The organism is Kribbella sp. NPDC048837 (assembly GCF_055586945.1).
The window spans coordinates 1073540-1097918 of sequence record NZ_JBVJHF010000001.1 but is presented as its reverse complement, the minus strand read 5'-3'; the positions used below and the strand labels follow the sequence as shown (position 1 = coordinate 1097918).

Annotated in this window: 18 protein-coding genes; 16 read left to right on the top strand and 2 right to left on the bottom strand. The window is 69.6% G+C overall.

Annotated elements, in window-relative coordinates; genetic code table 11:
* Nucleotides 1–2 precede the first annotated feature (2 nt).
* The 13 genes from ACZ6O0_RS05060 to ACZ6O0_RS05000 all read left to right on the top strand — a co-directional run bounded on the left by ACZ6O0_RS05060 (nt 3) and on the right by ACZ6O0_RS05000 (nt 13137).
* A complete protein-coding gene (locus tag ACZ6O0_RS05060; protein ID WP_465763516.1) occupies nt 3–947 on the top strand; it encodes an aldo/keto reductase in 945 nt (314 codons plus the stop codon).
* Between the two features lie 77 nt (nt 948–1024).
* The gene (locus ACZ6O0_RS05055; protein ID WP_465763515.1) at nt 1025–2002 is read left to right on the top strand and encodes an ABC transporter permease; all 978 of its coding nucleotides are present in this window, start codon (nt 1025–1027) and stop codon (nt 2000–2002) included.
* Nucleotides 2003–4012 carry a dipeptide/oligopeptide/nickel ABC transporter permease/ATP-binding protein gene (locus tag ACZ6O0_RS05050; RefSeq protein WP_465763514.1) on the top strand — a complete coding sequence of 670 codons (2010 nt, stop codon included), beginning with the start codon at nt 2003–2005 and terminating at the stop codon, nt 4010–4012. It begins immediately after the preceding gene.
* A complete protein-coding gene (locus ACZ6O0_RS05045) occupies nt 3996–5039 on the top strand; it encodes an ABC transporter ATP-binding protein (protein WP_465763513.1) in 1044 nt (347 codons plus the stop codon). The genes ACZ6O0_RS05050 and ACZ6O0_RS05045 overlap by 17 nt, the downstream gene beginning before the upstream one ends.
* Nucleotides 5036–6703: an ABC transporter substrate-binding protein gene (locus ACZ6O0_RS05040; protein WP_465763512.1), complete on the top strand. Its 1668-nt coding sequence runs from the start codon at nt 5036–5038 to the stop codon at nt 6701–6703. The genes ACZ6O0_RS05045 and ACZ6O0_RS05040 overlap by 4 nt, the downstream gene beginning before the upstream one ends.
* Before the next feature lie 19 nt (nt 6704–6722).
* A complete protein-coding gene (locus ACZ6O0_RS05035; protein ID WP_465764062.1) occupies nt 6723–7415 on the top strand; it encodes a ThuA domain-containing protein in 693 nt (230 codons plus the stop codon).
* On the top strand, nt 7415–8452 hold the full coding sequence (locus ACZ6O0_RS05030) for a Gfo/Idh/MocA family protein (RefSeq protein WP_465763511.1): 1038 nt from the start codon (nt 7415–7417) through the stop codon (nt 8450–8452). Before ACZ6O0_RS05035 ends, ACZ6O0_RS05030 begins: the two co-directional genes overlap by 1 nt.
* The gene (locus tag ACZ6O0_RS05025; RefSeq protein ID WP_465763510.1) at nt 8449–9579 is read left to right on the top strand and encodes a Gfo/Idh/MocA family protein; all 1131 of its coding nucleotides are present in this window, start codon (nt 8449–8451) and stop codon (nt 9577–9579) included. Before ACZ6O0_RS05030 ends, ACZ6O0_RS05025 begins: the two co-directional genes overlap by 4 nt.
* Complete coding sequence (locus ACZ6O0_RS05020; RefSeq protein WP_465763509.1) at nt 9576–10319, top strand: sugar phosphate isomerase/epimerase family protein; 744 nt, start codon at nt 9576–9578, stop codon at nt 10317–10319. The genes ACZ6O0_RS05025 and ACZ6O0_RS05020 overlap by 4 nt, the downstream gene beginning before the upstream one ends.
* 85 nt (nt 10320–10404) lie before the next feature.
* Nucleotides 10405–10584 (top strand): hypothetical protein, encoded by a 180-nt coding sequence (locus tag ACZ6O0_RS05015; RefSeq protein ID WP_465763508.1) that lies wholly within the window; start codon nt 10405–10407, stop codon nt 10582–10584.
* Nucleotides 10575–11249, top strand: a complete 675-nt coding sequence (locus ACZ6O0_RS05010) for an amidohydrolase family protein (protein WP_465763507.1) — start codon at nt 10575–10577, stop codon at nt 11247–11249. Before ACZ6O0_RS05015 ends, ACZ6O0_RS05010 begins: the two co-directional genes overlap by 10 nt.
* Nucleotides 11246–11995: an amidohydrolase family protein gene (locus ACZ6O0_RS05005; protein WP_465763506.1), complete on the top strand. Its 750-nt coding sequence runs from the start codon at nt 11246–11248 to the stop codon at nt 11993–11995. Before ACZ6O0_RS05010 ends, ACZ6O0_RS05005 begins: the two co-directional genes overlap by 4 nt.
* Complete coding sequence (locus ACZ6O0_RS05000; protein WP_465763505.1) at nt 11992–13137, top strand: DegT/DnrJ/EryC1/StrS family aminotransferase; 1146 nt, start codon at nt 11992–11994, stop codon at nt 13135–13137. The genes ACZ6O0_RS05005 and ACZ6O0_RS05000 overlap by 4 nt, the downstream gene beginning before the upstream one ends.
* Nucleotides 13138–13153: 16 nt before the next feature.
* Here ACZ6O0_RS05000 and ACZ6O0_RS04995 read toward each other — a convergent pair whose 3' ends face one another.
* Nucleotides 13154–14311, bottom strand: coding sequence for a pyridoxal phosphate-dependent aminotransferase (locus tag ACZ6O0_RS04995; RefSeq protein WP_465763504.1), 1158 nt, complete (start codon nt 14309–14311; stop codon nt 13154–13156).
* A gap of 23 nt (nt 14312–14334) precedes the next feature.
* On the opposite strand from ACZ6O0_RS04995, the gene ACZ6O0_RS04990 reads away from it, so the two are divergent.
* A complete protein-coding gene (locus ACZ6O0_RS04990) occupies nt 14335–15195 on the top strand; it encodes an NAD-dependent epimerase/dehydratase family protein (RefSeq protein ID WP_465763503.1) in 861 nt (286 codons plus the stop codon).
* Here the strand turns inward: ACZ6O0_RS04990 and ACZ6O0_RS04985 are convergent.
* The gene (locus ACZ6O0_RS04985) at nt 15188–16546 is read right to left on the bottom strand and encodes an FAD-binding oxidoreductase (protein WP_465763502.1); all 1359 of its coding nucleotides are present in this window, start codon (nt 16544–16546) and stop codon (nt 15188–15190) included. The genes ACZ6O0_RS04990 and ACZ6O0_RS04985 overlap by 8 nt on opposite strands.
* 182 nt (nt 16547–16728) lie before the next feature.
* On the opposite strand from ACZ6O0_RS04985, the gene ACZ6O0_RS04980 reads away from it, so the two are divergent.
* Together ACZ6O0_RS04980 and ACZ6O0_RS04975 are read left to right on the top strand one after the other, a co-directional pair.
* Nucleotides 16729–22248 carry an ATP-binding protein gene (locus tag ACZ6O0_RS04980; RefSeq protein WP_465763501.1) on the top strand — a complete coding sequence of 1840 codons (5520 nt, stop codon included), beginning with the start codon at nt 16729–16731 and terminating at the stop codon, nt 22246–22248.
* 69 nt (nt 22249–22317) lie between these two features.
* Nucleotides 22318–24378, top strand: coding sequence for a transglycosylase domain-containing protein (locus tag ACZ6O0_RS04975; RefSeq protein WP_465763500.1), 2061 nt, complete (start codon nt 22318–22320; stop codon nt 24376–24378).
* Nucleotide 24379: the final 1 nt, after the last annotated feature.

Below are 24379 nucleotides of genomic sequence, written 5' to 3'. Positions count from 1 at the left end.
CCATGGACTATCGGGCGCTCGGACGATCCGGTCAGCTCGTCTCGGTCGTCGGCCTCGGCTGCCTCAACTTCGGCAGCCGGATGGATGTCGACGCCAGCCGGACCGTGGTGGACACGGCGATCGAGCTCGGCGTCACGCTGTTCGACACCGCCGACATCTACGGCCCGGACGGCGGCTCCGAACGCGTGCTGGGGGAGGTGCTCGCGGGCCGGCGGGACCAGGTCGTGCTGGCCACGAAGTTCGGCCATCCGGGGATCGACATGGGCTTCGGTCCGGCGGCCGGCGCCAAGGGTGGCCGGAGTTACATCCGGCGTGCCGTCGAGGGATCCTTGCGCCGGTTGCGCACCGACTACATCGACGTGTACCAGATCCACATGCCCGATCCGGCGACGCCGATCCTGGAGACCTTGGCGGCGCTGCACGAACTCGTTGCTGAGGGCAAGGTTCGCTACTTGGGCCACTCGAACTTCGCCGGCTGGCAGCTGGCCGAGGCCGATCACGTCGCGCGGGAGAACGGGTTGACCCCGTTCGTCTCGGCGCAGAACAACTGGTCGCTGCTCGTCCGGGACGTCGAGGCCGAGCTCGTGCCCGCCGCCGAGCACTACGGCGTCGGTGTGCTGCCCTATTACCCACTCGCCGAAGGCATGCTGACCGGGAAGGTACGCCGTGGTGAGCCGCTGCCCGACGGCACCCGGATCGCCGATCGCAGCCACCTGGTGACCGACCAGCGTCTCGATCACGTCGACCGGCTGACCCGGTGGGGGCAGGAGAACGGCCGAACCCTGCTGGAGCTGGCGATCGGCTGGCTGGCCGCTCAGCCGAGCGTCGGTTCGGTCATCGCCGGCGCGAGTACACCCGAGCAATTGCGAGCGAACGTGCTGGCCGCGCAGTGGCAGCCCGAGCTGCCGGAGCTGCAGGCGATCGACGACGTCCTGTCCGTGCACTGACCGCTGCCAGAGCCTTGTGCTGTCTTCTGGGAGTTTGTTAAGCTACCGAACATAGCGAGGATAGCAAGGAGGACCGCATGCGTTATCTGGCCCGGCGCTTCGCCTTTTACCTCGTCACGGCGTGGGCGGCGCTCACGCTGAACTTCCTGATTCCGCGCCTGATGCCCGGCGACCCCGTCCAGGCGCTGCTGTCCCGGTTCCGGGGCCGGCTGGACCCACGGGCCACCGAGGCGCTGACCGCGATGTTCGGCCTCAGTGACGAGTCGATGTGGTCGCAGTACCGCACCTACCTGGTCGATCTGAGCAAGGGGGACTTCGGGTTGTCGTTCACCTTCTTCCCGACGCCGGTGTCCACGGTGATCCTGGACAGCCTGCTCTGGACGATCGTCCTGGTCGGTGTCGCGACCGTCGTCAGCTTCGCCATCGGGACGTTGCTGGGGATCGTGGCCGGCTGGCGGCGCGGCTCGCGCTGGGACCATCTGTTGCCGGTCACCACGTTCTTCTCGTCGATCCCGTACTTCTGGTTCGGGCTGATCGTGCTGTTCGTCCTGAGTGGCGAGCTGCGCTGGTTCCCGCTCGCCGGCGGGTACTCGTCCTGGTTGTCGGTGGACTTCTCCTGGGCGTTCCTGTCGAGCGCGGTCAGGCACGCCGTACTGCCGGGGCTGACGATCGTGGTCGCGTCGGTGGCCGGATGGCTGATCCCGATGCGGAACATGATGGTGACGACGATGTCGGACGACTACGTCGTCCTGGCCGAGGCCAAGGGGCTGCCACCGCGCCGGGTGATGCTCAACTACGCGGCCCGCAACGCGATCCTGCCATCGGTGGCGACGTTCACGATGTCGCTGGGCTTCGTCGTCGGCGGGGCCGTGCTGACCGAGATCGTCTTCTCCTACCCGGGCATCGGCAACACCTTGTACCAGGCGGTGATCAACGAGGACTTCCCGCTGATGCAGGGCATCTTCCTGATCATCACCTTCGTCGTCCTGCTGGCGAACTTCCTGGCCGATCTGGTCTACGTGTGGCTGGATCCGCGGACCCGGGTGGAGGCGTAGATGTCTGCTCAAGCCATCGCCGAGGTCGGCCCGGAGCCGGCCACGCGGCAGAGTTCGAAGGTTTCCGTACGATCCCGCTTCTCCGGGCTGCGCTCGGCGAAGACCGTCACCGGGTTCGTCATCTTCGGCGTGTTCGTCGTCGCCGGCGCCATCGGCCCGATGGTGTACCGGCGCGATCCGTCCGCACTGTCCAACGACATCCTCCAGCCGCCGTCGGGCGCACACTGGTTCGGCACCACCCAGACCGGGCAGGACATCCTCGCCCAGGTGCTGGTCGGGACGAGGGTGTCGCTGCTCGTCGGAGTGACCGCGGCCGTGATGGCGACCGTGCTGTCGCTGATCGTCGGCCTGACAGCCGGGTACGCCGGTGGTCTGACGGACGAGCTGTTGTCCGCGCTGGCCAACGTGTTCCTGGTGATCCCGGCGCTGCCGCTGGTCGTCGTACTGGCCGGATACTTGCCCACGCGGGGATCCCTGACCGTGGCCGTCGTGATCAGCCTCACCGGCTGGTCCTGGGGCGCGCGGATCCTGCGGGCGCAGACGCTGTCGATCCGTCGGCGTGACTTCATCGAGGCCGCGTGGGCGACCGGCGAACGACCCGCCCGCATCATCCTGTTCGAGATCCTGCCGAACGAGATGGCGATCGTCGCGTCGAGCTTCCTGTTCACGATCGTCTTCGCCATCCTGACTCAGGCCGGCCTGGCGTTCCTGGGCCTGTCCGACGTCACCACCTGGTCGTGGGGCGGGATCCTCTACTGGGCGCAGAACAACCAGGCGCTGCAGTCCGGGGCGTGGTGGTGGTTCGTTCCGCCCGGGCTGTGTATCGCGCTGATCGGGATGGCGCTCGCCCTCATCAACTTCGGTATCGACGAGTTCGTGAACCCCCGCCTCCGGGTCCGCGGTCTCCAGACCCGCAAGTCCGCCGCCGCACCGCCGAAGCCGAAGGGCGTCGCGGTGAAGGACGACGCGGCGAAGGATGGCGTGGTCCGGTCGATGCCCGCCGACGTGGTGCTCGAGGTCACCGGCCTGCGCGTTGACTACGGGGAGGGGTCGAGCGCGGTCCATGCCGTCGACGGTGTGGATCTGATGTTGCGCCGCGGTGAGGTGCTCGGTGTGGCCGGCGAGTCGGGGTCAGGCAAGTCCACGCTGGCCTATGCGATCACCAGGTTGCTGCGTCCGCCCGGCCAGGTCGTGTCGGGTGCGATTCGCTACCGGCCCCGCGGTGAGGAGCCGGTCGACGTCCTGCAGATGTCGGACACCGAGCTGCGCGCGTTCCGGTGGGCCGAGCTGGCGATCGTGTTCCAGAGCGCGCTGAACTCCCTGAACCCGGTGCTGCCGCTGCGGGTTCAGATGGGCGACGCGCTCGCCGCGCACCGGCCCGGGATGACGAGCCGGCAGCGTGAGGCGCGGGTGGTCGAGGTCATGACGATGGTCGGATTACCGGTGGACCGGGCCGGTGCCTACCCGCACGAGTTGTCCGGCGGCATGCGGCAGCGCGCGCTGATCGCGATGGCGCTCGTCCTGGAGCCGGACATCCTGGTGCTGGACGAGCCGACGACGGCGCTCGACGTCGTCGTCCAGCGCCAGATCCTGAACCAGATCATGAACCTGCGCGAGCAGCTGGGGTTCGCGGTCATCTTCATCACCCACGACCTGTCCCTCCTGATCGAGGTCGCCGACCGGATCGCCATCATGTACGCCGGCCGCGTGATCGAGACCGGGTCGGCCGCGGAGTTGTACCGGATGCCGAGGCACCCGTACAGCGACGGACTGCTGCACTCGTTCCCGCACCTGCACGGACCGCGCCGGGTCCTGACCGGCATCCCCGGCACGCCACCGGATCTGCGCGAGCGATCCACGGGGTGCCCGTTCCAGCCGCGCTGCGGACAGGCCGTCGCAGCGTGTACGACGACCATGCCGTTGCTGTTGGCCCCTATGTCGGCGCCGGCCGGACACCTGGTCGCGTGCCTGCTCCACCAACCGAGGAGTGGCGATGTCGATCACGTCTGAGGACGCCCCGGCCCTGGAGGCACAGGGCCTGGTCAAGCACTTTCCCGTGCACCGGATCCGCGGGCGTCTGCGTGGACACGGAGAGGTCGTGCACGCCGTCGACGATGTCTCGCTGATCCTCCGGTCCGGAGAGGTGACTGCACTCGTCGGGGAGTCGGGTTCGGGCAAGTCCACGGTCGCTCGACTGCTGGCCGGCCTCTACCCGGTCACCGATGGAACCATCGCGATCGGCGGGGCGACCGTCCAGGCAACGCGGGGCCGGCGGTTCCGGGAGCACGTACGGCGGGTGCAGATCGTGTTCCAGGATCCGTTCGGCTCGCTGAATCCGATCCACACCATCGCCTATCACCTGCAGCGGCCCTTGAAGGTGCACGGCTACGCGAAGACGCGGTCCGAGGTCCGGGCCGCCACGGTCGACCTGCTCGAACAGGTCAATCTCACGCCACCGGAACAGTTCCTGGCGAAGTTCCCGCACGAGCTCTCCGGCGGTCAGTTGCAGCGGATCGCGATCGCCCGCGCGCTCGCGGCCAAGCCCAAGGTGCTGCTGGCGGACGAGCCGGTGTCGATGCTCGACGTGTCGATCCGCCTCGGCATCCTCAATCTGCTCGCCGGTCTGGTCAAGTCCCTCGGCCTGGCGATGCTGTACATCACGCACGACGTCGCCTCGGCCCGCTACTTCGCGACGACGACGCTCGTCATGTACGCCGGCCGTGTGATCGAGGGTGGTCCGTCGGAGGAGCTCGTCCAGCGGCCCGCACATCCCTACACGCAGCTCTTGCTCGCCTCCGCCCCGGATCCCGATCGCGCCGGCAGCGATGCGGATCTGCTCGACGCGGGGGAGCCGCCCAGCCTGGTCAGCCCGCCCGCGGGTTGCCGCTTCCATCCCCGATGTCCGCATGCGATGGACATCTGCCGTACCGAGGCGCCCGGCACAACCGAGCTGCGCCCCGGCCACTGGACGAGGTGCTGGCTGTACAGCGCAAGCGCCGAGACCTCCTCAGCAGCCAGCAAGGAGACCCTGTCATGAAGATTCGACGTAGGAGAACGATCGCCTGCCTTGCCGCCGCGGTAGCCCTGGCCTTGGGCGCCGCCGCGTGCACGGAGGAAGCGCCGCCGGCCAAGGCCGGCGAGCTGCCGGTGCTCGAGATCACCGGCACCGGTGGTGGCCCGGCCGCCAACTTCAACCCGTTCCTGCCGACCAGCGCGCTGAACGCCTACAGCGCGGTGAACATGATCTACGAGCCGCTGGTCCAGTTCAACATCCTCAAGGAGAACAGCACCTACCCGTGGCTGGCGACGTCGTGGCAGTGGGCGGACGGGGACAAGACGCTGACCTTCAAGCTCCGCGACGGTGTCACCTGGTCCGACGGCGAGCCGTTCACCAGCGCCGACGTGGTCTTCACCTTCGAGCTGATCAAGAAGTACGCCGCCCTGAACGTCAACGGCATCGACTTCCAGGAGATCACCGCCCCCGACGACCACACCGTCGTCGTCACCTTCGCGAAGCCGGCCTTCACCCAGCTCTACGCGATCGCGGGCCTGACCCCGATCGTGTCCAAGCACGAGTGGGAGAAGGTGCCGGACCCGACCAAGTTCCTGGACCCGAACCCGATCGGCACCGGTCCCTTCGTCTACAAGTCGTACAACCCGCAGCTCCTGGTGCTGACGCGGAACGAGAAGTTCTGGCAGCCGGGCAAGCCCGAGGTTCAGCAGCTGAACTACCACGGTCTGAGTTTCGAGACGGCCGGCATCCAGTTGCTGTCGGGCGAGCTGGACTGGGCGGACTACTTCTTCACGACGGGCAGCAACAAGGAGTTCGTCGGCAAGAGTCAGGACAACCACTTCTGGTATCCGCCGACCGGTGTCGTCTCGCTGGTGCCGAACCACACCGTCTGGCCGTTGAGCGAGCTACCGGTGCGCCAGGCGATCAGTGCGGCCCTCGACCGGCAGCAGATCTGTGATCTCGGCCAGTACACGTTCAACCCGCCGGTGAAGACGCCCACGGGCCTGCTGCTGCCCAACTACGAGTCGGCGCTGGATCCGAAGTACAAGGATCTGCAGATCGTCGAGGACAAGGCCAAGGCGAAGCAGTTGCTCGAGCAGGCCGGCTTCACGCTGAACAAGTCCGGCATCTACGAGAAGGGCGGGCGCCCGATCGCGCTGACGCTGACCGTGCCGTCCGGCTACAAGGACTGGATGAACAGCTCCGGGATCATCGCCCAGCAGCTCAAGACGATTGGTATCGCGGTGACCGTCAAGGGCGTGTCGGTCGACGACTGGTCGCAGCGTGTCGCCCAGGGCCACTACGACCTGACCCTGGGCTCGTCCAACACCGGTGCCTCGCCGTTCGTCGCCTACCAGGGCTGGCTCGACTACAGCCAGTCCGGACCGGTCGGGCAGAACGCCCGGGCCAACGTCGAGCGCTTCAACGACCCGACGACGCAGAAGCTGCTGACCGAGTACCAGTCGGCGGGTACGGACGAAGCCCGCTTGACGGCCTTGCGCGGCTTGCAGGCGGTCATGGTCGAGAAGACCCCGATCATTCCGCTCGTCTACAGCGTCGACTGGGCCATGTACCGGTCGGCGAAGGTGACCGGGTGGCCGACCGAGGCCGATCCCTACGCTCCGGCGGCGCCGTACACACCGGGCGCGGAGATCGTCGTACTGCGGCTGAAGCCGGCGGGTCAGTGAGAGGAGCAGCGCGTTGCGGGTGACCGTGTGGAACGAGAACGTGCACGAGTCGAGGGACGAGAGCGTTCAGCGCGTGTACCCGGAGGGCATTCACGAGGTTGTTGCCGACGGCATCAGGAAGGAGCTGGGCCCGGATGCCGTCGTCACGACCGCCACGCTGGACCAGCCCGGGCAGGGGCTGCCGGCCGAGGTCGTGCGGTCCACCGACGTACTGGTCTGGTGGTCGCACATCGCGAACGACCAGGTCTGCGACGAGGTGGTCGATCGTGTCATCGCGCGGGTGGAGCGGGGGATGGGACTCGTCCTGCTCCACTCCGCGCTGTACTCCCGCGTCAGTCTCGAGCTGCTGGGCACCAGTTGCGCGCTCGATCGCTGGGCACCCGACAACGAGCAACAGGTCTGGACGGTGAAGGCCGGGCACCCCATCACCGCGGGGGTTCCGTCGCCGATCGTCATCCCGGCGGACGAGTTGTACGCCGAGCCGTGCGACTTGCCGGAGCCGGATGAGCTCGTGTTCATCAGCTCGTACAGTGGTGGCGCCGTGTTCCGCAGCGGGTGCTGTTTCCGGCGTGGGGACGGCAGGATCTTCTACTTCAGTCCGGGTGACCAGCAGTACCCGGTGTACCGGCAGTCCGAAGTACGCAAGGTGATCGCCAATGCCGTCGCGTGGGTGACCCCGCGCGGCCTGCTCGCGGAAGCAACGGAGGATTGATGACGGATCTTCGGCTCGCTCTGGTGGGCGTGGACCACTGGTACTCGGCACTTCCGCTCGCGGAGGGCGCGCGGTCGCGGGAGGGGTTCAGCCTGGCCGGCGTCTGGGACGCCGACCCGGCCCGCGCCGCGGACGTCGCCCAGCGGTACGACGCCGGCCGGGTCGAGGCGGACTGGCGCACGCTGGTGGACGATCCGGGGATCGACGCGGTGCTGAGTTTCGTCAGCCCGGACCTCAACCACGAGGTGTGCGTCGCCGCGGCGAAGGCGGGGAAGCACATCATCGCCAACAAGCCGCTGGCTCTGCGGCTGGAGGATGCCTCGCGAGTGGTCGAGGCCGTTCGCGGCTCGGGTGTCACCTTTCTGCCGGCCGAGTCCCGGCAACGGCTGGGGCCGGGTTCGCAGTGGCTTCGCCAGTGGCTGAAGGACGGCCGGATCGGCCGGCTGACCAGTGCGTCGATGACGACCTGGGCCGGACTGCCCCGGCAATGGCGGGACGACCCGTCGCCCGGCTGGTTCGCCGACCCGGCGCGGACAGTGGGTGGCGGTTGGGTCGACCACTCGATCTACCAGATCGATCTCCTTCGCTGGCTGCTCGGCGAGGAGATCGTCGCGATCAGTGGGCAGACGGCCCGGCACAGTGCTCCCGAGCTCGGCGTCGAGGACTACGGGGTGGCGACAGTGACCTTCTCCGGCGGCGCGGTGGCCACGCTGGAGGACACATGGACCGCTCCGGACGGCGGATTCCAGTCGAGCTACACGCTGGTCGGCCGCGACGGCGCGGTGCGGATGGACGGCCTCCAGGGACGACTCCTCGTCGCCGGGGAGGTCGCGCCGTTCACCGGGTGGGTGGAAGTCGCGCCGCCGGGCCGGCACGACCAGGGTGCCGACCTCGACCATTGGGCCGCTGTCATCAACGGCGAGTCGGAGCCGGTGGCAACGGTCGAGGACGCGTGGCACAACCTCGCCGCCTGTCTCGCCTTCTACGAGTCGGTCAACGCGGGCCGGACTCTCAGCCCGCAGGTGGGACCGGCATGAGCCCGCTGCGCATCGGTGTGCTCGGCGCGGGGATGATCGCCACCGGCTCCGGCGGTGTACTGCCCAACCTCGACTCGATCCGGCACAAGGCCGAGGTCGTCGCCATCGCCGACGTTGTCCCCGACCTCGCCAAGACCGTCGCCGCGACGTTCGGCATCCCGCACGCCTTCACGAGTCTGGAGGCGATGCTCGACGGTGCCGAGCTGGACGCCGTCGTCAACCTCACGCCGATCCCGGTGCACGGCGAGACCTGTGCCCGGATCCTCGAGGCGGGCAAGCATCTCGCGACTGAGAAGCCGCTCGCGACCACGATGGCCGATGCGGACCGGATCTGCGCGCTGGCCGCCGAGCGTGAACTGACCGTCGTCTGCGCGCCGTTCAACATGCTGTACCCGGACCGGGCCGAGGCTCGCCGGCTGGTCCGCGACGGTGCCATCGGCAAGGTCGCTTTCGCACGGGTACGGTCGTCGCACGGTGGGCCGGCCTCCGGCGCCTGGCCGGCCGACCCGACCTGGTTCTACCGGAAGGGATCCGGCCCGCTGTTCGACATGGGCGTCTACGGAATCCACGAGATCACCGGGATCCTCGGTCCGGCCCGTCGCGTGGTCGCCTTCGCCGGTATCACCGAGCCGACCCGCACGGTCCGCGGCGGGCCGTTCCAGGGGAAGACGATCGACGTCACCGCGGACGACAACGTGCTGATGCTGCTGGACTTCGGCGAATCCACCTTCGCGGTCGTCGACGGGACGTTCAACGTGAACGCGAGCCGCGGTCCCAAGCTGGAGATCTTCGGCCGGGCCGGAACCATCAACCTGAGCGGACGGCCGTTCGGTGGCGACGGGCCGCCGCTGGAGATCTTCCAGCTGGACGCGGTCGGCGGCCTGCGGGGCTGGATCGCGCCCGAGCTGCCCGACGGCGATGCGCCGATGCGCCGGCTGGTCGGGCTGCACCGGGCGGTCCTCGTCGATCACCTCGCCGACTGTGTCGCCGCCGGCCGGCGGCCGCTGCTCAACCTCGAGCACGCACGCCACGTTCTCGAGATCATGCTGAAGGCCGATGAGTCGGCGCACAGCGGCCGGGCGATGGATCTGACCACGACGTTCTCGCTGCCGGACCCGGTCGGATGAGACGTCCGATCGCGGCACAGCTCTGGTCGGTTTTCGCGTTGGCGCAGGAAGACTTCCCCGGTGTGCTGCGCCAGATCAGCGAGATGGGGTACTACGGCGTCGAGGCGTTCGGCCTGCACGGTCTGAAGCCAGTGACCGTACGGCACCTGCTCGACGATCTCGGGCTCGAGCTGTGCAGCTCCCACGCGCCCTTCCCGGCAGGACCCGAGGCCGCACGAATCCTCGACGAGCAGAGTGAGCTCGGCGCCCCGGTGCTCGCGTGGAGTCTCGAACCGGAGGAGTTCGCCACCGAGGACAGCATCGCCCGCGGTGTCGAGCGGGTGAACGCCGGTGCGGCGAACGCACTGTCCTACGGCCTGCGGATCGCCTATCACAACCACTTGGCGGAGTTCGCCCGGCTGCCCGACGGGCGACGCGCGTACGACGTACTGCTGGACAGACTCAGTCCGGACGTGGTGGTGGAGCTTGACGTGTACTGGGCGGCGCTCGCGGGTGCCGACCCGGCGGCGGTCGCGCGTGAGCTCGGTGAGAGGGTCCGCTTCCTGCACGTGAAGGACGGTCCGGCGACGGCGCCTGAGGAGGCGATGGTGGCCGTCGGTCAGGGCAGCCTGGACATCCCGGCGATCCTGGCCGCGAACCCGGCTGTGGCCTGGCACATCGTCGAGTTGGATCGGTGCGACACCGACGTGATGACGGCGCTGCGGGAAAGCCACGACTACCTGATGGCGCTTCCGAGCTGACTCTCGCAACCGCGTTCTCCGGCGGCAAGGGGCCGGACGTGCTGCTGCTCGGTCCGGACCAAATCCCGCAGTTCGTGGCGTACCGTTGCAGAACAAGAAGCGGGTCGGCTTCGGTCTGCCGGGCGGCCTCGCCGTGAACGCCGGCTCGAAGAAGTTCGAGGAGGCCTTGCAGTATGCGTACTCCGGTGAGGTCAACCCGGCGGCCCGGCAGGTGATGACGTTGGTCGCGGTCGAGATCCAGACAGCGCTGACCGCATGCGAGTGATCGACGTCAACCGCATCGTCGGTCCGGTGCCGACGGACGACGTACCGAGTGCGGACGTGACCGGACTGCTGGCCGAGCTCGACCGGTTGGCGATCGACGCGGCCTGTGTCGTGCACTCCCACGACCTGTACTACGACCCGCGGGCCGTGGCCGAGCTCCCGGACGATCCACGGTTGGTCCGCGTGCCGGTCGTCGTACCCGGCCCGTTGGGTACGCCGGTGCCGGCCGCGAAGCTGGTCCGGCTATGTCCGGCCGAGCATCGGTTCGTGCTCGCCGGGCCGCACGGGATCACGACCGCCCGGGAGCTGGCGGAGCGTGGCAGCACGGCCCTGCTGGCGTTGGAGGACCCGACCGCGGTCCATCGGCTCGCGACCGAGGTGCCGGCGTTGCGGATCGTGCTGATCAACACCGGCTACCGCGCGCTGCGGGAGCTGGCCGATCTGATGGACGTCCATCCCGGGATCAGCGTGGACACCGCGACACTCTGCGGGCATCTGCAGGTCGAGTGGGTCGCCCGGCGGTACGGCGCCCACCGCGTGCTGTTCGGCACCGGGGCGCCGCTGACCGACGACGCCGGACCGCGGTTCCAGCTCGATCACCTGGAGCTGTCCGCGGCCGAGGTGGAGTTGATTGCCAGCGGCAACGTGATGGAGCTGCTCGGATGATCATCGACGCGCACGGGCATCTCGGGGCGTGGTTCGCGTTCGCGATCCCGGACAGCTCGACGGCGAGCCTGGTCCGGGTGATGGACCGGTGCGGCGTCGGCACCATGTGCGTCTCGCACCTGCTCGCGATCGGCCCCGACTCGCGGGCCGGGAACGCCTTGCTGCTCGACGAACTGGAGCAGCATCCCGGCCGCTTCCTCGGGTACGCCGTCTTCGACCCGCACGACCCGGAGGCGGCGGTACGGACGGCCGATCTCCTGGCCAGGCCCGGGATCATCGGGCTCAAGCTGCACCCGGACACCCATGAGCACCCGTTGGACGGACCGGGCTACGAGGCGGCGTTCGCGGTGGCGGCCGAGCACGACCGCATTGTGCTCGCGCATGGGATGTTCTCGTCGCCGTGGTGTGGTCCGGGGCAGTTCGCCACCGTGGCCGCGCGGTATCCGTCTGTCGAGCTGCTGATGGGACATGCCGGCCTCTTCCCGGCCGGCTTCCCCGCAGCGGCCGAGGTGGCGTCGAAGCACCCGAACGTGACGCTGGAGATCTGTGGCTCGCGGACGACCGCACGTCACGTGGCCTGGCTGGTCGGCGAGGTCAGCGCGGACCGGATGGCCTTCGGCTCCGACGCACTGTTCCTCGATCTCCGGGTCGGGCTCGGCCGGGTTCAGCTCGCGCCGATCTCCGCGGCCGACCGCGAGCAGCTGCTGTCCGGCACGATGACCCGGCTCCTGGAGGGACGCAGATGAGGCTCGCAATCGACGGCGGTACGCCGGTCCGCACGGCCGGCTGGCCGTCGTGGCCACCGCCCGCCACCGCGGAGCAACGGGAGCTCCTGCTCGAGGTGCTCGACAGTGGCGCATGGGGATCGACGACCGGGACCAAGGTGGCCGAGTTCACCAAGGCGTTCGCCGGGTCGATCGGGGCGCCGTACGGCGTCTCGGTCGTGAACGGCACGGTCGCGCTCTTCCTCGCGCTCCGGGCGCTCGGGGTCGGCCGGGACGACGAGGTGATCGTGCCGGCGTACACGTTCGTGGCGAGTGCGACCGCGGTGGTGCTGGCCGGCGCGCGACCGGTGATCGCCGACGTCACGCCGGAGACGCTGCATCTCGACCCGGCCGCGGTGGAGCGGTTGATCGGGCCGCGGACCAAGGCGATCATGCCGGTGCACCTGGCCGGCGGCCCGGCGGATGTCGACGCGCTGAAGGGGTTCGGCGTACCGATCGTCGAGGACGCGGCACAGGCGCATGGGGCGACGTGGCGTGACCGGCCGGTCGGGACGCTGGGGGATGCGGCGTGCTTCAGCTTCCAGTCCAGCAAGGCGATGACGGCCGGCGAGGGCGGGCTGATCGTGACGTCCGACGAGGCGGTGTATCGCAAGCTGTGGGCGCTGCACAACGTCGGCCGGAGCATCGAGGGTGGTTGGTACGAGCATCCGGACGTCGGCTGGAACCTGCGGATGACCGAGTTCCAGGCCGCGGTCCTGCTGCCCCAACTCGCCGTACTCGACGAGCAGCTCAAGACGAGACAACGCGCGGTCGACTACCTGCGGCAGGAGCTGGAGATCCTTCCGGCACCTTCAGGCACCACCAGGAGCAGTCATCACCTCGCCTTGGTGCGCTATGACCCGGTCGCCTTCGGTGGCCGGAGTAAAGCCGAGTTCATCGCCGCGATGGCCGCCGAGGGTATCCCGCTCGACTCCGGCTACCGCTCGCTGTCCCGCGAGACCGCGCTGAGCACCTACACCGACCTCCACCCCTGCCCGGTCGCCGAAGCGGCCGCGGACTCGGTGGTCTGGATCCGCCAGAGCCTCTTGATGGCGGACGACGAAGCGCTGGCCGATATCGGCACTGCGGCCCGAAAGGTCCGGCAAGCGTTCTCCGCTGGCTGAGATCCGGAGGAAGCGCTCAGCTGACCAGGGCTGTGAAGGCGTCGAGGGCGCGGCGGATGTTGTCGACCGAGTTGGCGTAGGAGAAGCGGAGGTGGTTCTCGCCGTACGCGCCGAAGGACGTGCCGGGGAGGACGGCGACGCCGGCCTCTTCGAGGAGGCGGTCGGCCAGGGTGGCCGCGGACTGGCCGAGCTCGCTGATGTTGGGGAACGCGTAGAACGCGCCCTCCGGCTCGACACAGGAGACGCCCGGTACGGCGTTCAGCCCCGAGACGATCACCTCGCGGCGTTCGCGGAAGGCGTCGAGCATCCGGTCGACGTCGTCCCACGGGCCCTCGAGGGCCGCGATGGCGGCGTACTGGCTGAAGGCCGACGTACAGGAGACCGAGTTGATCAGCAGGCGGGTCACCGGCTCGACCAGCGGCTGCGGGAACACGCCGAAGCCGAGTCGCCAGCCGGTCATCGCGAACGTCTTCGACCAGCCGTCGAGGAGGATCGTCCGCTCGGCCATCCCGTCGAGGTCGAGGACGCTGTGGTGGGCGCCGTCGTACCGCAGTGCCCAGTAGACCTCGTCGCTGAGGACGACCAGGTCATGCTCGATCGCGATCTCGGCGATCGCCCGCAACTGCTCCGGGGTGGAGGCGCTGCCGCACGGGTTGTGCGGAGAGTTGAGGATCAGCAGCTTGGTCCGGTCGGTGACCAGCGACCGCAGCTCGTCGGGGTCGATGACGAACCCGTTCTCCTCGCGCAGCGGCACCGGCACCGGCTTCGCGCCGGCGAACGCGGCGATCGAGGCGTACATCGGGAAGCCGGGGTCGGGGTAGAGGACCTCGTCGCCCTCCTCGCACAACGCCATGATCGTGAAGAACATGATCGGCTTCGCGCCGGGGGTGATCACGACCCGGTCCGGCGAGGTGGTCAGCCGGCCGGTGCGCTCGAGCGACTCCGTCACCGCGGTCCGCAGCTCCGGGATCCCGGGCGCCGGCACGTAGTGCGTGAAACCCTTGTCCATCGCCTGCTGCGCGGCGGCGATCACGTGCGCCGGTGTGTCGAAGTCCGGCTCCCCGATCTCCAGGTGCACGATCTCGCGGCCACTGGCCTCCAGGGCCTTGGCCTTCGCCAGCACCTCGAACGCCGACTCGGTCCCGAGCCGTCCCATCCGTTGAGCAAGTTTCACGCCGCCAAGCCTAGTCTGCAACGATGAAGAACATGGCACGGGTAGCGGTGACAGGAAGCAGCGGCAAGCTCGGCCGAGCCGTTGTCGATCACCTGACGGACAACGGCTGGGATGTGGTCGCGCTCGACCAGACGGCGGCGGCGCGGGGCGACGTGGTGTCGACCCGGCTGGATCTGACCGATTTCGGCCAGACGTACGAGGCGATCGCCGGGATCGACGACCGGCACGACGGCGTCGACGCGGTGGTGCACCTGGCCGCGATCCCGGCCCCCGGGTTGCGGCCGAACGCGGCGACGTTCCAGAACAACATGACCGCCACCTACAACGTGTTCTCGGCGGCGCTGCGGGCCGGCGTCCGGAACATTGTCTGGGCCTCGAGCGAGACCGTGCTCGGACTGCCGTTCGACGAGTTCCCGCCGTACGTGCCGGTGGACGAGGACTACCCGCCGCGGCCGAACAGCACCTACTCGCTGGTGAAGACGCTGGAGGAGGAGATGGCCCGGCAGCTGTGCCGGTGGCACCCGGACCTCAAGCTGATCGGGCTGCGGTTCTCGAACGTGATGTACCCCGAGGACTATGCGCGGTTCCCGTCGTTCGACGCCGACGCGCAGGCGCGCAAGTGGAACCTCTGGGGCTACATCGACGCCCGCGACGGCGCGCAGGCGGTGCGGAAGGCGCTCGAGTACGGCGTGACCGGGACGGACGTGTTCATCGTCGCGAACGCCGACACGGTGATGTCCCGGCCGAACGAGGAACTGCTCGCCGAGGTGTTCCCCGGCGTCCCGGTGAAGAAGCCGTTCGGCCCGAACGAGACGCTGCTGTCCATCGACAAGGCCCGCCGCCTGCTCGGCTACGAGCCCGAGTACACCTGGCGGACTAGCTAGGCCCGTACGGGAAGACCTTCTCCGGGTCGTACGTCGCGCGCACCTCGGCGAGCCTGGTGAACGTCTCGGCCGGCCAGGAGCCCTGGTAGGACCCGGGCAACGCGAAGGCGCCGGCGAAGTTCACCGTCGTCTCGGCGGAGATCCACGGCGTCAGTTTGGCCAGGACACCGTCGATGGTTGCCGGCAGCACCTGCTCGAACAGACCCGGATCGGGGACGCCGATCATCACGAGCGTGGCGGCTCCACCGCGACCGCCGACGGCACTGCCTTCGGGGACGTCGCGGTGGGTCGCCCCACCGAGATGGCGGAGCTCGACCGCGACCAGTGGCAGCTGCTGGTCCGGCCCGGCAGCGTCGAGGAACGCCCCGATGAAGTCGGCGTCGAGCGCGGTCAGCATCAGGCCCCGGTCGAACACCGCGGTCGGGTCCTTCGGGTCGTTGTGGATCAGGGCGATGTCGGACGCCGGCATCTCGCCGACCGCGTCGATCAGCGTCGTCCCCGCGTCCCGGATCGGCTGGAACAGCCGCCGGCCCTCGGCCGCGTCGCCGACGAAGGCGAAACGGACGTTGAGGACCGTCTTGCCGCGCAGTGGTTCGGGGATGAACTCGAGCGGCGGCAGCCGGAGGATCACGGCCGACGAGTTCGCGGTCTCGGGCAGCGTGCCGGTCCAGCCGGCCCACGCGGTCAGCACGGGTGCGATGTACTCGGCGTCGAAGAACACGGATCCGCCGTACAAGCTGGTCAGCTCGACCAGGGCGAAGTCCATTGAGGTGACGAGACCGAGGCCGCCTTTGCCGCCGCGCAAGGCCCAGAAGAGATCGGGGTGCTCGGTCGCGGTGGCGGTCACGACCTCGCCGGATCCGGTGACGACGCGGAAGCCGCGCGCCCAGTCGGACGAGAAGCCGTACGTCCGGGCCAGCGGGCCCAGTCCACCGCCGAGGGTGTAGCCGATGCAGCCGACCACGTCGGACGCACCGGTGACCGGGGCGAGCCCGTGTTCGGCGGCGGCCGTGACGACCTCGGCCCAGACGCAGCCCGCGTTGATGTGGGCGACCTTCGCATCTGCGTCGACGCTGACGCCGGTCAGCCGGGAGGTGTTGACCACGATCCCGTTCGTGATCGCGGTGGCCGACCCGTGTCCGGTCGCCAGCACGCGGACCGGCGTACCGGTCTCGGCCGCAGCCCGCACGACCGCGACGGCATCGGCCTCGCTGGTGATCCCGACCGCGACGTCCGGACTGTGCACGACCGCGGTGTTGAACCCGGCCAGCTCCGCCGCGAATCCATCGTCCCCCGGCTCCAGCACCGGTCCGGCCACCTCAGTCCGCAGCCGCTCGACCAACCCACTCATCGGTACCCCTCCCAAAGTCTCCGACAGTCTTACGGCCGAAAGGGTCACGAAATCGGTCACCGCGAGTGACGACGCACCGGAAAGAGGGACCCGACTCGACGGTAGGGGTCCGGGGCTGAAAACCTGTGCCAGCGGTTGGCGATCCTGGCCGCAGACGGCAGGGTGAGACACGGAGGCGGTCGATGTTCAAGCGTATCGCAGTGGTGAACAGAGGCGAGGCCGCGATGCGGCTGATCAACGCGGTTCGGGAGGTCAACGCCGAGGGCGGTGACTCCATCGAGACCGTCGCCCTGTTCACGGATGGTGAGCGGACTGCGACCTTCGCCCGCGCCGCGGATATCGCCTACCCGCTCGGCCCGGCGTCGGCACGGCCGTACCTGGACCTCGCTCTGCTGGAGCGCGCGCTGCTCGAGACGAAGGCGGACGCGGCCTGGGTCGGCTGGGGTTTCGTCGCCGAGGACCCGGCGTTCGCGGAGTTGTGCGAGCGGATCGGCGTGACCTTCATCGGCCCGTCCCCGGAGGCGATGCGCAAGCTCGGCGACAAGATCGGGTCGAAGCTGATCGCCGAGGAGGTCGGCGTACCGGTCGCGCCCTGGAGCCGCGGGCCGGTCGAGTCGCTCGAGGCGGCGCTGCGGGCGGCCGAGACGATCGGCTACCCATTGATGCTCAAGGCAACGGCCGGCGGTGGTGGCCGCGGCATCCGGGTGGTCCGCTCCGCCGACGAGCTGACCGAGGCGTACGCGCGGACGAGTGACGAGGCCGCCCGTGCGTTCGGCAGCGGCATCGTGTTCCTCGAGCGTCTCGTCACCGGAGCCCGGCACGTCGAGGTGCAGGTCATCGCCGACGGTCAGGGCACCGCGTGGGCACTCGGCGTCCGGGACTGCTCGGTGCAGCGCCGCAACCAGAAGGTCATCGAGGAGTCCGCCTCCCCGCTGCTGGCCGCCTCCCAGGTCGACGATCTGAAGGCGTCGGCCGAGCGGCTGGCGCTGGCGGTCGGCTACCACGGCGCGGCGACGGTGGAGTTCCTGTACCACCCGGGTGAGAAGAGCTTCGCGTTCCTCGAGGTGAACACCCGGCTCCAGGTGGAGCACCCGATCACCGAGATGACGACCGGGGTCGACCTGGTCAAGGCCCAGTTGCACGTCGCGAACGGCGGCCGGCTGGAAGGCCCGAAGCCCGTCGAGAGCGGCCACGCCGTCGAGGCCCGGCTGAACGCCGAGGACCCGGACCGCGACTTCGCGCCGTCGCCCGGGCGGATCGCCGTACTCGACCTGCCGGCCGGCCCGGGGGTCCGGGTGGACACCGGTGTGAGTGCGGGGGACAGCATCCCGGCCGACTTCGACTCGATGATCGCGAAGATCATCGGCTACGGGCGCACCCGCGAGGAGGCGCTCGCGCGGTTGCGCCGGGCGGTCGGGGCGACCACGGTGCTGATCGAGGGCGGTGCGACGAACAAGAGCTTCATCCTCGAACTGCTCGACCAGCCCGAGGTGATCGACGGCAGCGCCGACACCGGCTGGATCGACCGGGTCCGCGGCGAAGGCCGGCTGGTCTCGCACCGGCACTCCGGGGTCGCGCTGGTCGCGGCGGCGATCGAGGGCTACGAGGACGCGGAGCAGGTCGAGCTGACGCGGTTGCTGGAGACCGCGCACGGCGGCCGGCCGCAGGTGCAGCACGAGGTGGGTCGCGCGATCGACCTGAAGCTGCGCGGCGCGAGCTACCGGGTGACGGTGGCGCGGATCGGCCCGTCTCGGTTCCGGGTCGGCGTCGGCTCCGGCAACGAGCAGTTCAAGGTCGTGGACGCCGACCTGGAGCGGCTGGACAGCTACAGCAGCCGGCTGACCGTGGGCGGCCAGCGATTCCGGCTCGTCACCGCGACGCACGGGCCCGTCCACCTGGTCGAGGTGGACGGCGTGACTCACCGGGTCAGCCGTGACGAAGGCGGCGTACTGCGGTCGCCCGCGCCCGCGCTGGTGGTCGCGACGCCGGTGCAGACCGGCGCCGAGGTCGAGGCCGGTGCGCCGGTGCTCGTGCTGGAGAGCATGAAGATGGAGACGGTGCTGTATGCGCCGTTCAGGGCCACCGTGAAGGAGTTGCTGGTCTCGACCGGCAGCCAGGTGGAGACCGGGGCGCCGCTGCTCCGGCTGGAGCCGGTCGCGGACGACGCCGGCGCGGAGCAGGTCGCCGTACCGACCGGGAACGGCGTGAAGCTCGACCTGCCGAACGGGTCGGGGGAGAAGTCCGCCGTGGAGCGGGTCGAGCGGGGTCTGGACGACCTGCGCAGCATGCTCCTCGGGTTCGACATCGACCCGCGCGACGAAGGCGGCATGCTGACCGGCTACCTGATCGCCCGGGCCGAGCTCCCGGAGCCGCCGGTCGTCGCCGAGATCGAGCTGCTGAAGGTCTTCGCCGACTTCGCCGAGCTGAGCCGCAACCGGCCGGCCGGCGAGGAGATCAACACCGAGCACCGCGTGCACAGCCCGCGCGAGCACTTCCACACCTACCTGCAGAGCCTCGACCCCGAGCGCGGTGGCCTTCCGGCCGAGTTCCGGGCCCGGCTGGCCCGGGTGCTCGGCCACTACGGCGTCACGGATCTCGAGCGCAGCACCGACGTCGAGGAGGCCGTGTTCCGGATCTTCCTCGCGCAGCAGCGCTCGACACCCGACGTACTGCTGGTGACGTCGCTCCTGCAGCGCTGGATCGACGAGCCCCGCCCGGACGCGCCGCTGGACGAGTCCGCGCACGACCTGCTGGACCGGCTGGTGCTGGCCACCCAGCTGCGGTTCCCCGTGGTCGGCGACCTGGCCCGGAGCGTCCGGTTCCGCTGGTTCGACCAGCCGCTGGTGGACGCGGAGCGGGCCTCGATCATCGCCGGGGTCGGCGACGAGGTCGCGGACCTGGCGGCCCACCCGGAGGCTCCGGACCGGCAGGAGCGGATCGACGCGCTGGCCGCGATCCCGGAGCCGATCGTCCGGTTCCTGGCGCAGCGGCTGGAGCGCGGCTGGGAAGAGCGCGAGCCGATGCTCGAGGTGCTGATCCGCCGGCACTACCGCGAGTACGAGCTGCACGACCTGCGCGCGTTCGCCGTCGACGGGCGGCCGTTCGCGACCGCCGACTACACGATCGACGACCGGCCGAGCCACCTGGTCACCACGGTCGGCACGGTGGACGAGATCGCCGACCCGGACAGCGGGCTGGCCCGGGCGCTGGCCGCCCGGATCGACGCCCGCCCGGCCGGCCACGAGGCCGTGGTCGAGCTGTACCTCTACGGCTCGGACCTGCCGGGCTCGCAGCAGGAGGCGTCCGACCGGTTCCGCCGGATGGTCGCCGACCTGCCCATCGCCCAGCGGGTACGCCGGATCTCGGTGGCGATCGCGCCGGGTCAGGAGCTGCCGGTGCTGTACTTCACCTACCGCCCGGCGGGCGGCTCGGTGGCCGAGGACGACAACGTCCGCGGCGTACACCCGATGGTCGGCCGGCGACTGAACCTGTGGCGCCTGCGCGACTTCCGGATCACCCGGCTCGAGAGCCCGGAAGACGTCCTGCTCTACTACTGCGTCGCGCGTGACAACGAGGCCGACCAGCGGCTCGTCGCGCTGGCCCAGGTGCGCCAGTTCGCCGTGGTCCGCGACGAGGACGGGCAGGTGACCTCGCTGCCGCACGCGGAGCGCGCGATCGCGAGCTGCCTGGAGGCGATCCGCCGGGCCCGCACCGAGCGCGGCGCGGCCGGAGCGAAGCTCGACATGAACCACGTCTGGGTGCAGATCTGGCCGGTCGTCGACGTACAGGTCGACGAGGTCAGCGCACTCCAGCGCAACATCGCCCCGTTGACCGCCGGAGCCGGCATCGAGGAGGTCCTCGTGCAGGGCCGGGTCGCGGCGCCGGACGGCACCGTGAACCCGGTCGCGGCCCGGTTCTACTACCAGCACGGCGCGGGCGTCGTCACGTCGATCGAGCTGCCGCCGACCGGCCGGCTGCTGCCGCTGGACGACTACGCCCAGAAGGTGCAGCGGTCCCGCCGGCGCAACACCATCTACCCCTACGAGGTCAGCGACATGGTGGCCGGCGCGGGCGGCTCCTTCGTCGAGTACGACCTCGACGACACCGGTGCGCTGGTCCCGGTCGACCGCCCGCGCGGCCTGAACAAGGCGGGCATCATCCTCGGCATCGTCCGTACGCCGACCGCGCGGCACCCGGAGGGCGTCACCCGCGTGGCGCTCAGCGGCGACCCGACCAAGGCCCTCGGCGCCGTGGCGGAGCGGGAGTGCTCGCGGATCATCGCGGCCCTCGACCTGGCCGAGCGGATGCAGGTCCCGGTCGAGTGGTACTCGCTGTCCGCCGGGGCCCGGATCTCGATGGACTCCGGCACCGAGAACATGGACTGGGTCGCCAAGGCGCTCAAGCGGATCGTCGAGTTCACCCAGGACGGCGGCGAGATCAACATCGTGGTCGCCGGGATCAACGTCGGCGCGCAGCCGTACTGGAACGCCGAAGCGACGATGCTGATGCACACCAAGGGCATCCTGGTGATGACGCCGGACAGCGCGATGGTGCTGACCGGCAAGCAAACGCTGGACTTCTCCGGCAGCGTGTCCGCGGAGGACAACTTCGGCATCGGCGGCTACGACCGGGTGATGGGCCCGAACGGCCAGGCGCAGTACTGGGCGCCCGACCTCAAGGGCGCGCGGGACGTGCTGATGGCGCACTACGACCATTCGTACGTCGTTCCCGGCGAGCCGGGCCCACGGCGGGCCGAGACGTCGGACCCGGTCGATCGCGACGTCACGACGTACCCGCACGACGTGCCGGGCAGCGACTTCACGACGGTCGGGGAGATCTTCTCGGCGGCGACGAACCCGGACCGGAAGAAGGCGTTCGACATCCGCACGCTGATGCGGTCCGTCACCGACCAGGACCACCCGGTGCTCGAGCGCTGGGCCGGGATGGCCGACGCCGACACCGCGGTCGTCCAGGACGCCCGCCTCGGTGGGTACCCGGTCTGCCTGGTCGGGATCGAGTCCAAGTCCGTGCCGCGGCGGGGTTTCCCACCCGCGGACGGGCCGGACACCTACACGGCCGGCACGCTGTTCCCGCGGTCGTCGAAGAAGGTGGCCCGGGCGATCAACGCGGCCAGCGGCAACCGCCCGCTGGTCGTCCTGGCGAACCTGTCCGGTTTCGACGGATCTCCGGACTCTATGCGCAACCTCCAGTTGGAGTACGGCGCCGAGATCGGCCGCGCGATCGTGAACTTCGAGGGCCCGATCGTGTTCTGCGTGGTCTCGCGGTACCACGGCGGCGCGTTCGTGGTCTTCTCCAAGGCGCTGAACCCGTCGATGACGGTGCTCGCGGTCGAGGGCTCGTTCGCCTCCGTCATCGGTGGTGCGCCCGCGGCCGCGGTCGTGTTCGCCGGTGAAGTGGACGCGCGGACGGCCGCCGACCCACGCGTTGCGTCGCTGGCCGAGCAGGTCCGCGAGGCGATCGGCGCGGAGCGGGCCGCCCTCGCGACCGAGCTGGCCGAGGTGCGAACCGCGGTCCGGGCGGAGAAGCTCGGCGAGGTCGGAACCGAGTTCGACCGGGTGCACAGCATCCGCCGCGCACTCGAGGTCGGATCGGTCGATGCGGTCATCACCGCGGCGGAACTGCGGCCAAAGTTGATCGAGGCAATCAATTCCGGTCTATCCGGGAATCGATCCCTGCTTTAGCCTGGAGACATGCGTGCCGACAGGGGCGGCGGTCGCAGTAAGGCTCGCTCGTTGATCACATTCATCGGCGTGAGCGTACTGTCGGGCGCGCTGGCGGCGGGGCTCGCGGTGCCTTTCGCGGGTTTCGCCGGGCGCGGTTCGGAGCAGGTGGCCGAGACCGTGCAGAACCTGCCGCGCGAGCTCGACGTCGATCCGGTCGCGGTCCGGAGCCGGATCCTGGCCGCCGACGGCACGCTGATCGCCACTCTGTACGAGCAGAACCGGGTCCCGGTGCCGCTGAGCGCGATGAGCCCGATCATGCGGACGGCGATCGTGGCGATCGAGGACTCCCGGTTCTACGACCACGGCGCGCTCGACCTGAAGGGCACGCTGCGGGCGATGGTCCGCAACCAGACCGAGGGCGAGGTCCAGCAGGGCGGCTCGAGCATCACCCAGCAGTACGTGAAGCTCAGCCTGGTCGAGAAGGCCAGGACCGCCGCGGAACGCCAGCAGGCCACCGAGGTGTCGTACCAGCGCAAGCTGACCGAGCTGCGTTATGCGATCGCGATCGAGAGCGAGCTGTCCAAGGACGAGATCCTCGAGCGCTACCTGAACCTGGTGAACTTCGGTGACGGCGCGTACGGCGTCCAGGCGGCCGCCCAGCACTACTTCCGGACCACCGCCGACAAGCTCACGCTGCCGCAGGCCGCGCTGCTGGCCGGCCTGGTGAAGAACCCGACCGGCTACGACCCGACCAACGACCTGACCCGCGCCAAGGCCCGCCGCGACGTGGTGCTGCGGCGGATGCTCGAGCTCGGGGTGATCTCGCTGCACCAGGCCAACCAGGCGCTGAAGACCCCGGTGATCGACCTGGGGCGGGTCGAGCCGGTGCCGAACGGCTGCGCCAACTCCCGGTACCCCTTCTACTGCGAGTACGTCGTGTCCAAGCTGCTGGAGAACCCGGCGCTCGGCGTGACCGTCAAGGACCGCGACCACTACCTGAAGACCGGCGGCCTGACGATCCGGACCTCGATCGACCCGAAGATCCAGGAGGCCGCGCAGGCGTCGATCGAGGCGCACACCGAGCGCAAGGACACCGCGATCGCGGCGATCACGATGGTCCAGCCGGGCAGCGGCCTGGTGAAGGCGATGGTGCAGAGCCGCCCGTACGGCAACGGCCGGAACCACACGAACTACAACTACAACGTCGAGAAGTCCTACGCCGGCGGGTACGGCGGGTTCCAGAACGGCTCGACGATGAAGGCGTTCACGATCGCGGCGGCCCTGCAGAAGGGCGTCGCGATGGACTACCGGATCAACTCCCCGGAGCAGATCAACCTGAGCGGGAAGAAGTTCACCACCTGCACGGGCTGGACCCGCGACCCGGACTACACCCCGCAGAACTCGACCACCAGCGGAAACCTGACCCTGGTCGAGGCGGCCCGGTACTCCACCAACACCTACTTCCTGCAACTGTCCCAGCGGGTCGGCCTGTGCCCGATCGCACGGATCGCTTCGCGCCTCGGGATGTACAACGCGCAGACGCTGCAGCCGCTCGAGCAAGTGGTGTCGATGACGCTCGGCGTCGGGTACGTGACGCCGCTGATGCTGTCGAACGCGTACGCGACCTTCGCGGCCCGCGGCAAGTACTGCAAGCCGCTGGTCGTCACGTCGGTGCGGGACAAGGCCGGCAAGTACATCGACACCCCGCAGGTCGAGTGCAAGCAGGCCATCTCCAAGCAGGTCGCCGACGGCGTCAACCGCGTGCTCAGCGCGGTGATGATGCCGGGCGGGACCGGCGGCCGGCTGCGCTTCGGCACCCGGGACATGGCCGGCAAGACCGGCACGATCCAGCAGAACCTGGCCGTCTGGTTCTCCGGCTACACCCCGAACCTGGCCGCGGCCGCGGTGGTCGCCGACGCGAACCTCCCGTACACGAACCTGATGTACCGGCACACGCTGAACGGGCAGGACATCTCCGACCCGACCGGCTCCGGCACGGCCGGACCGCTCTGGCAGACCGCGATGGAGGGGGCCCTGCGCGGCATGCCGGTCAAGCGTTTCGTCTCCCCGCCCGCCAAGATGCTCAAGGGCCCGGACACCGGCACCAAGCCGGACGAGAACAAACCCCCGCCGAACGAGCCGCGCTGAC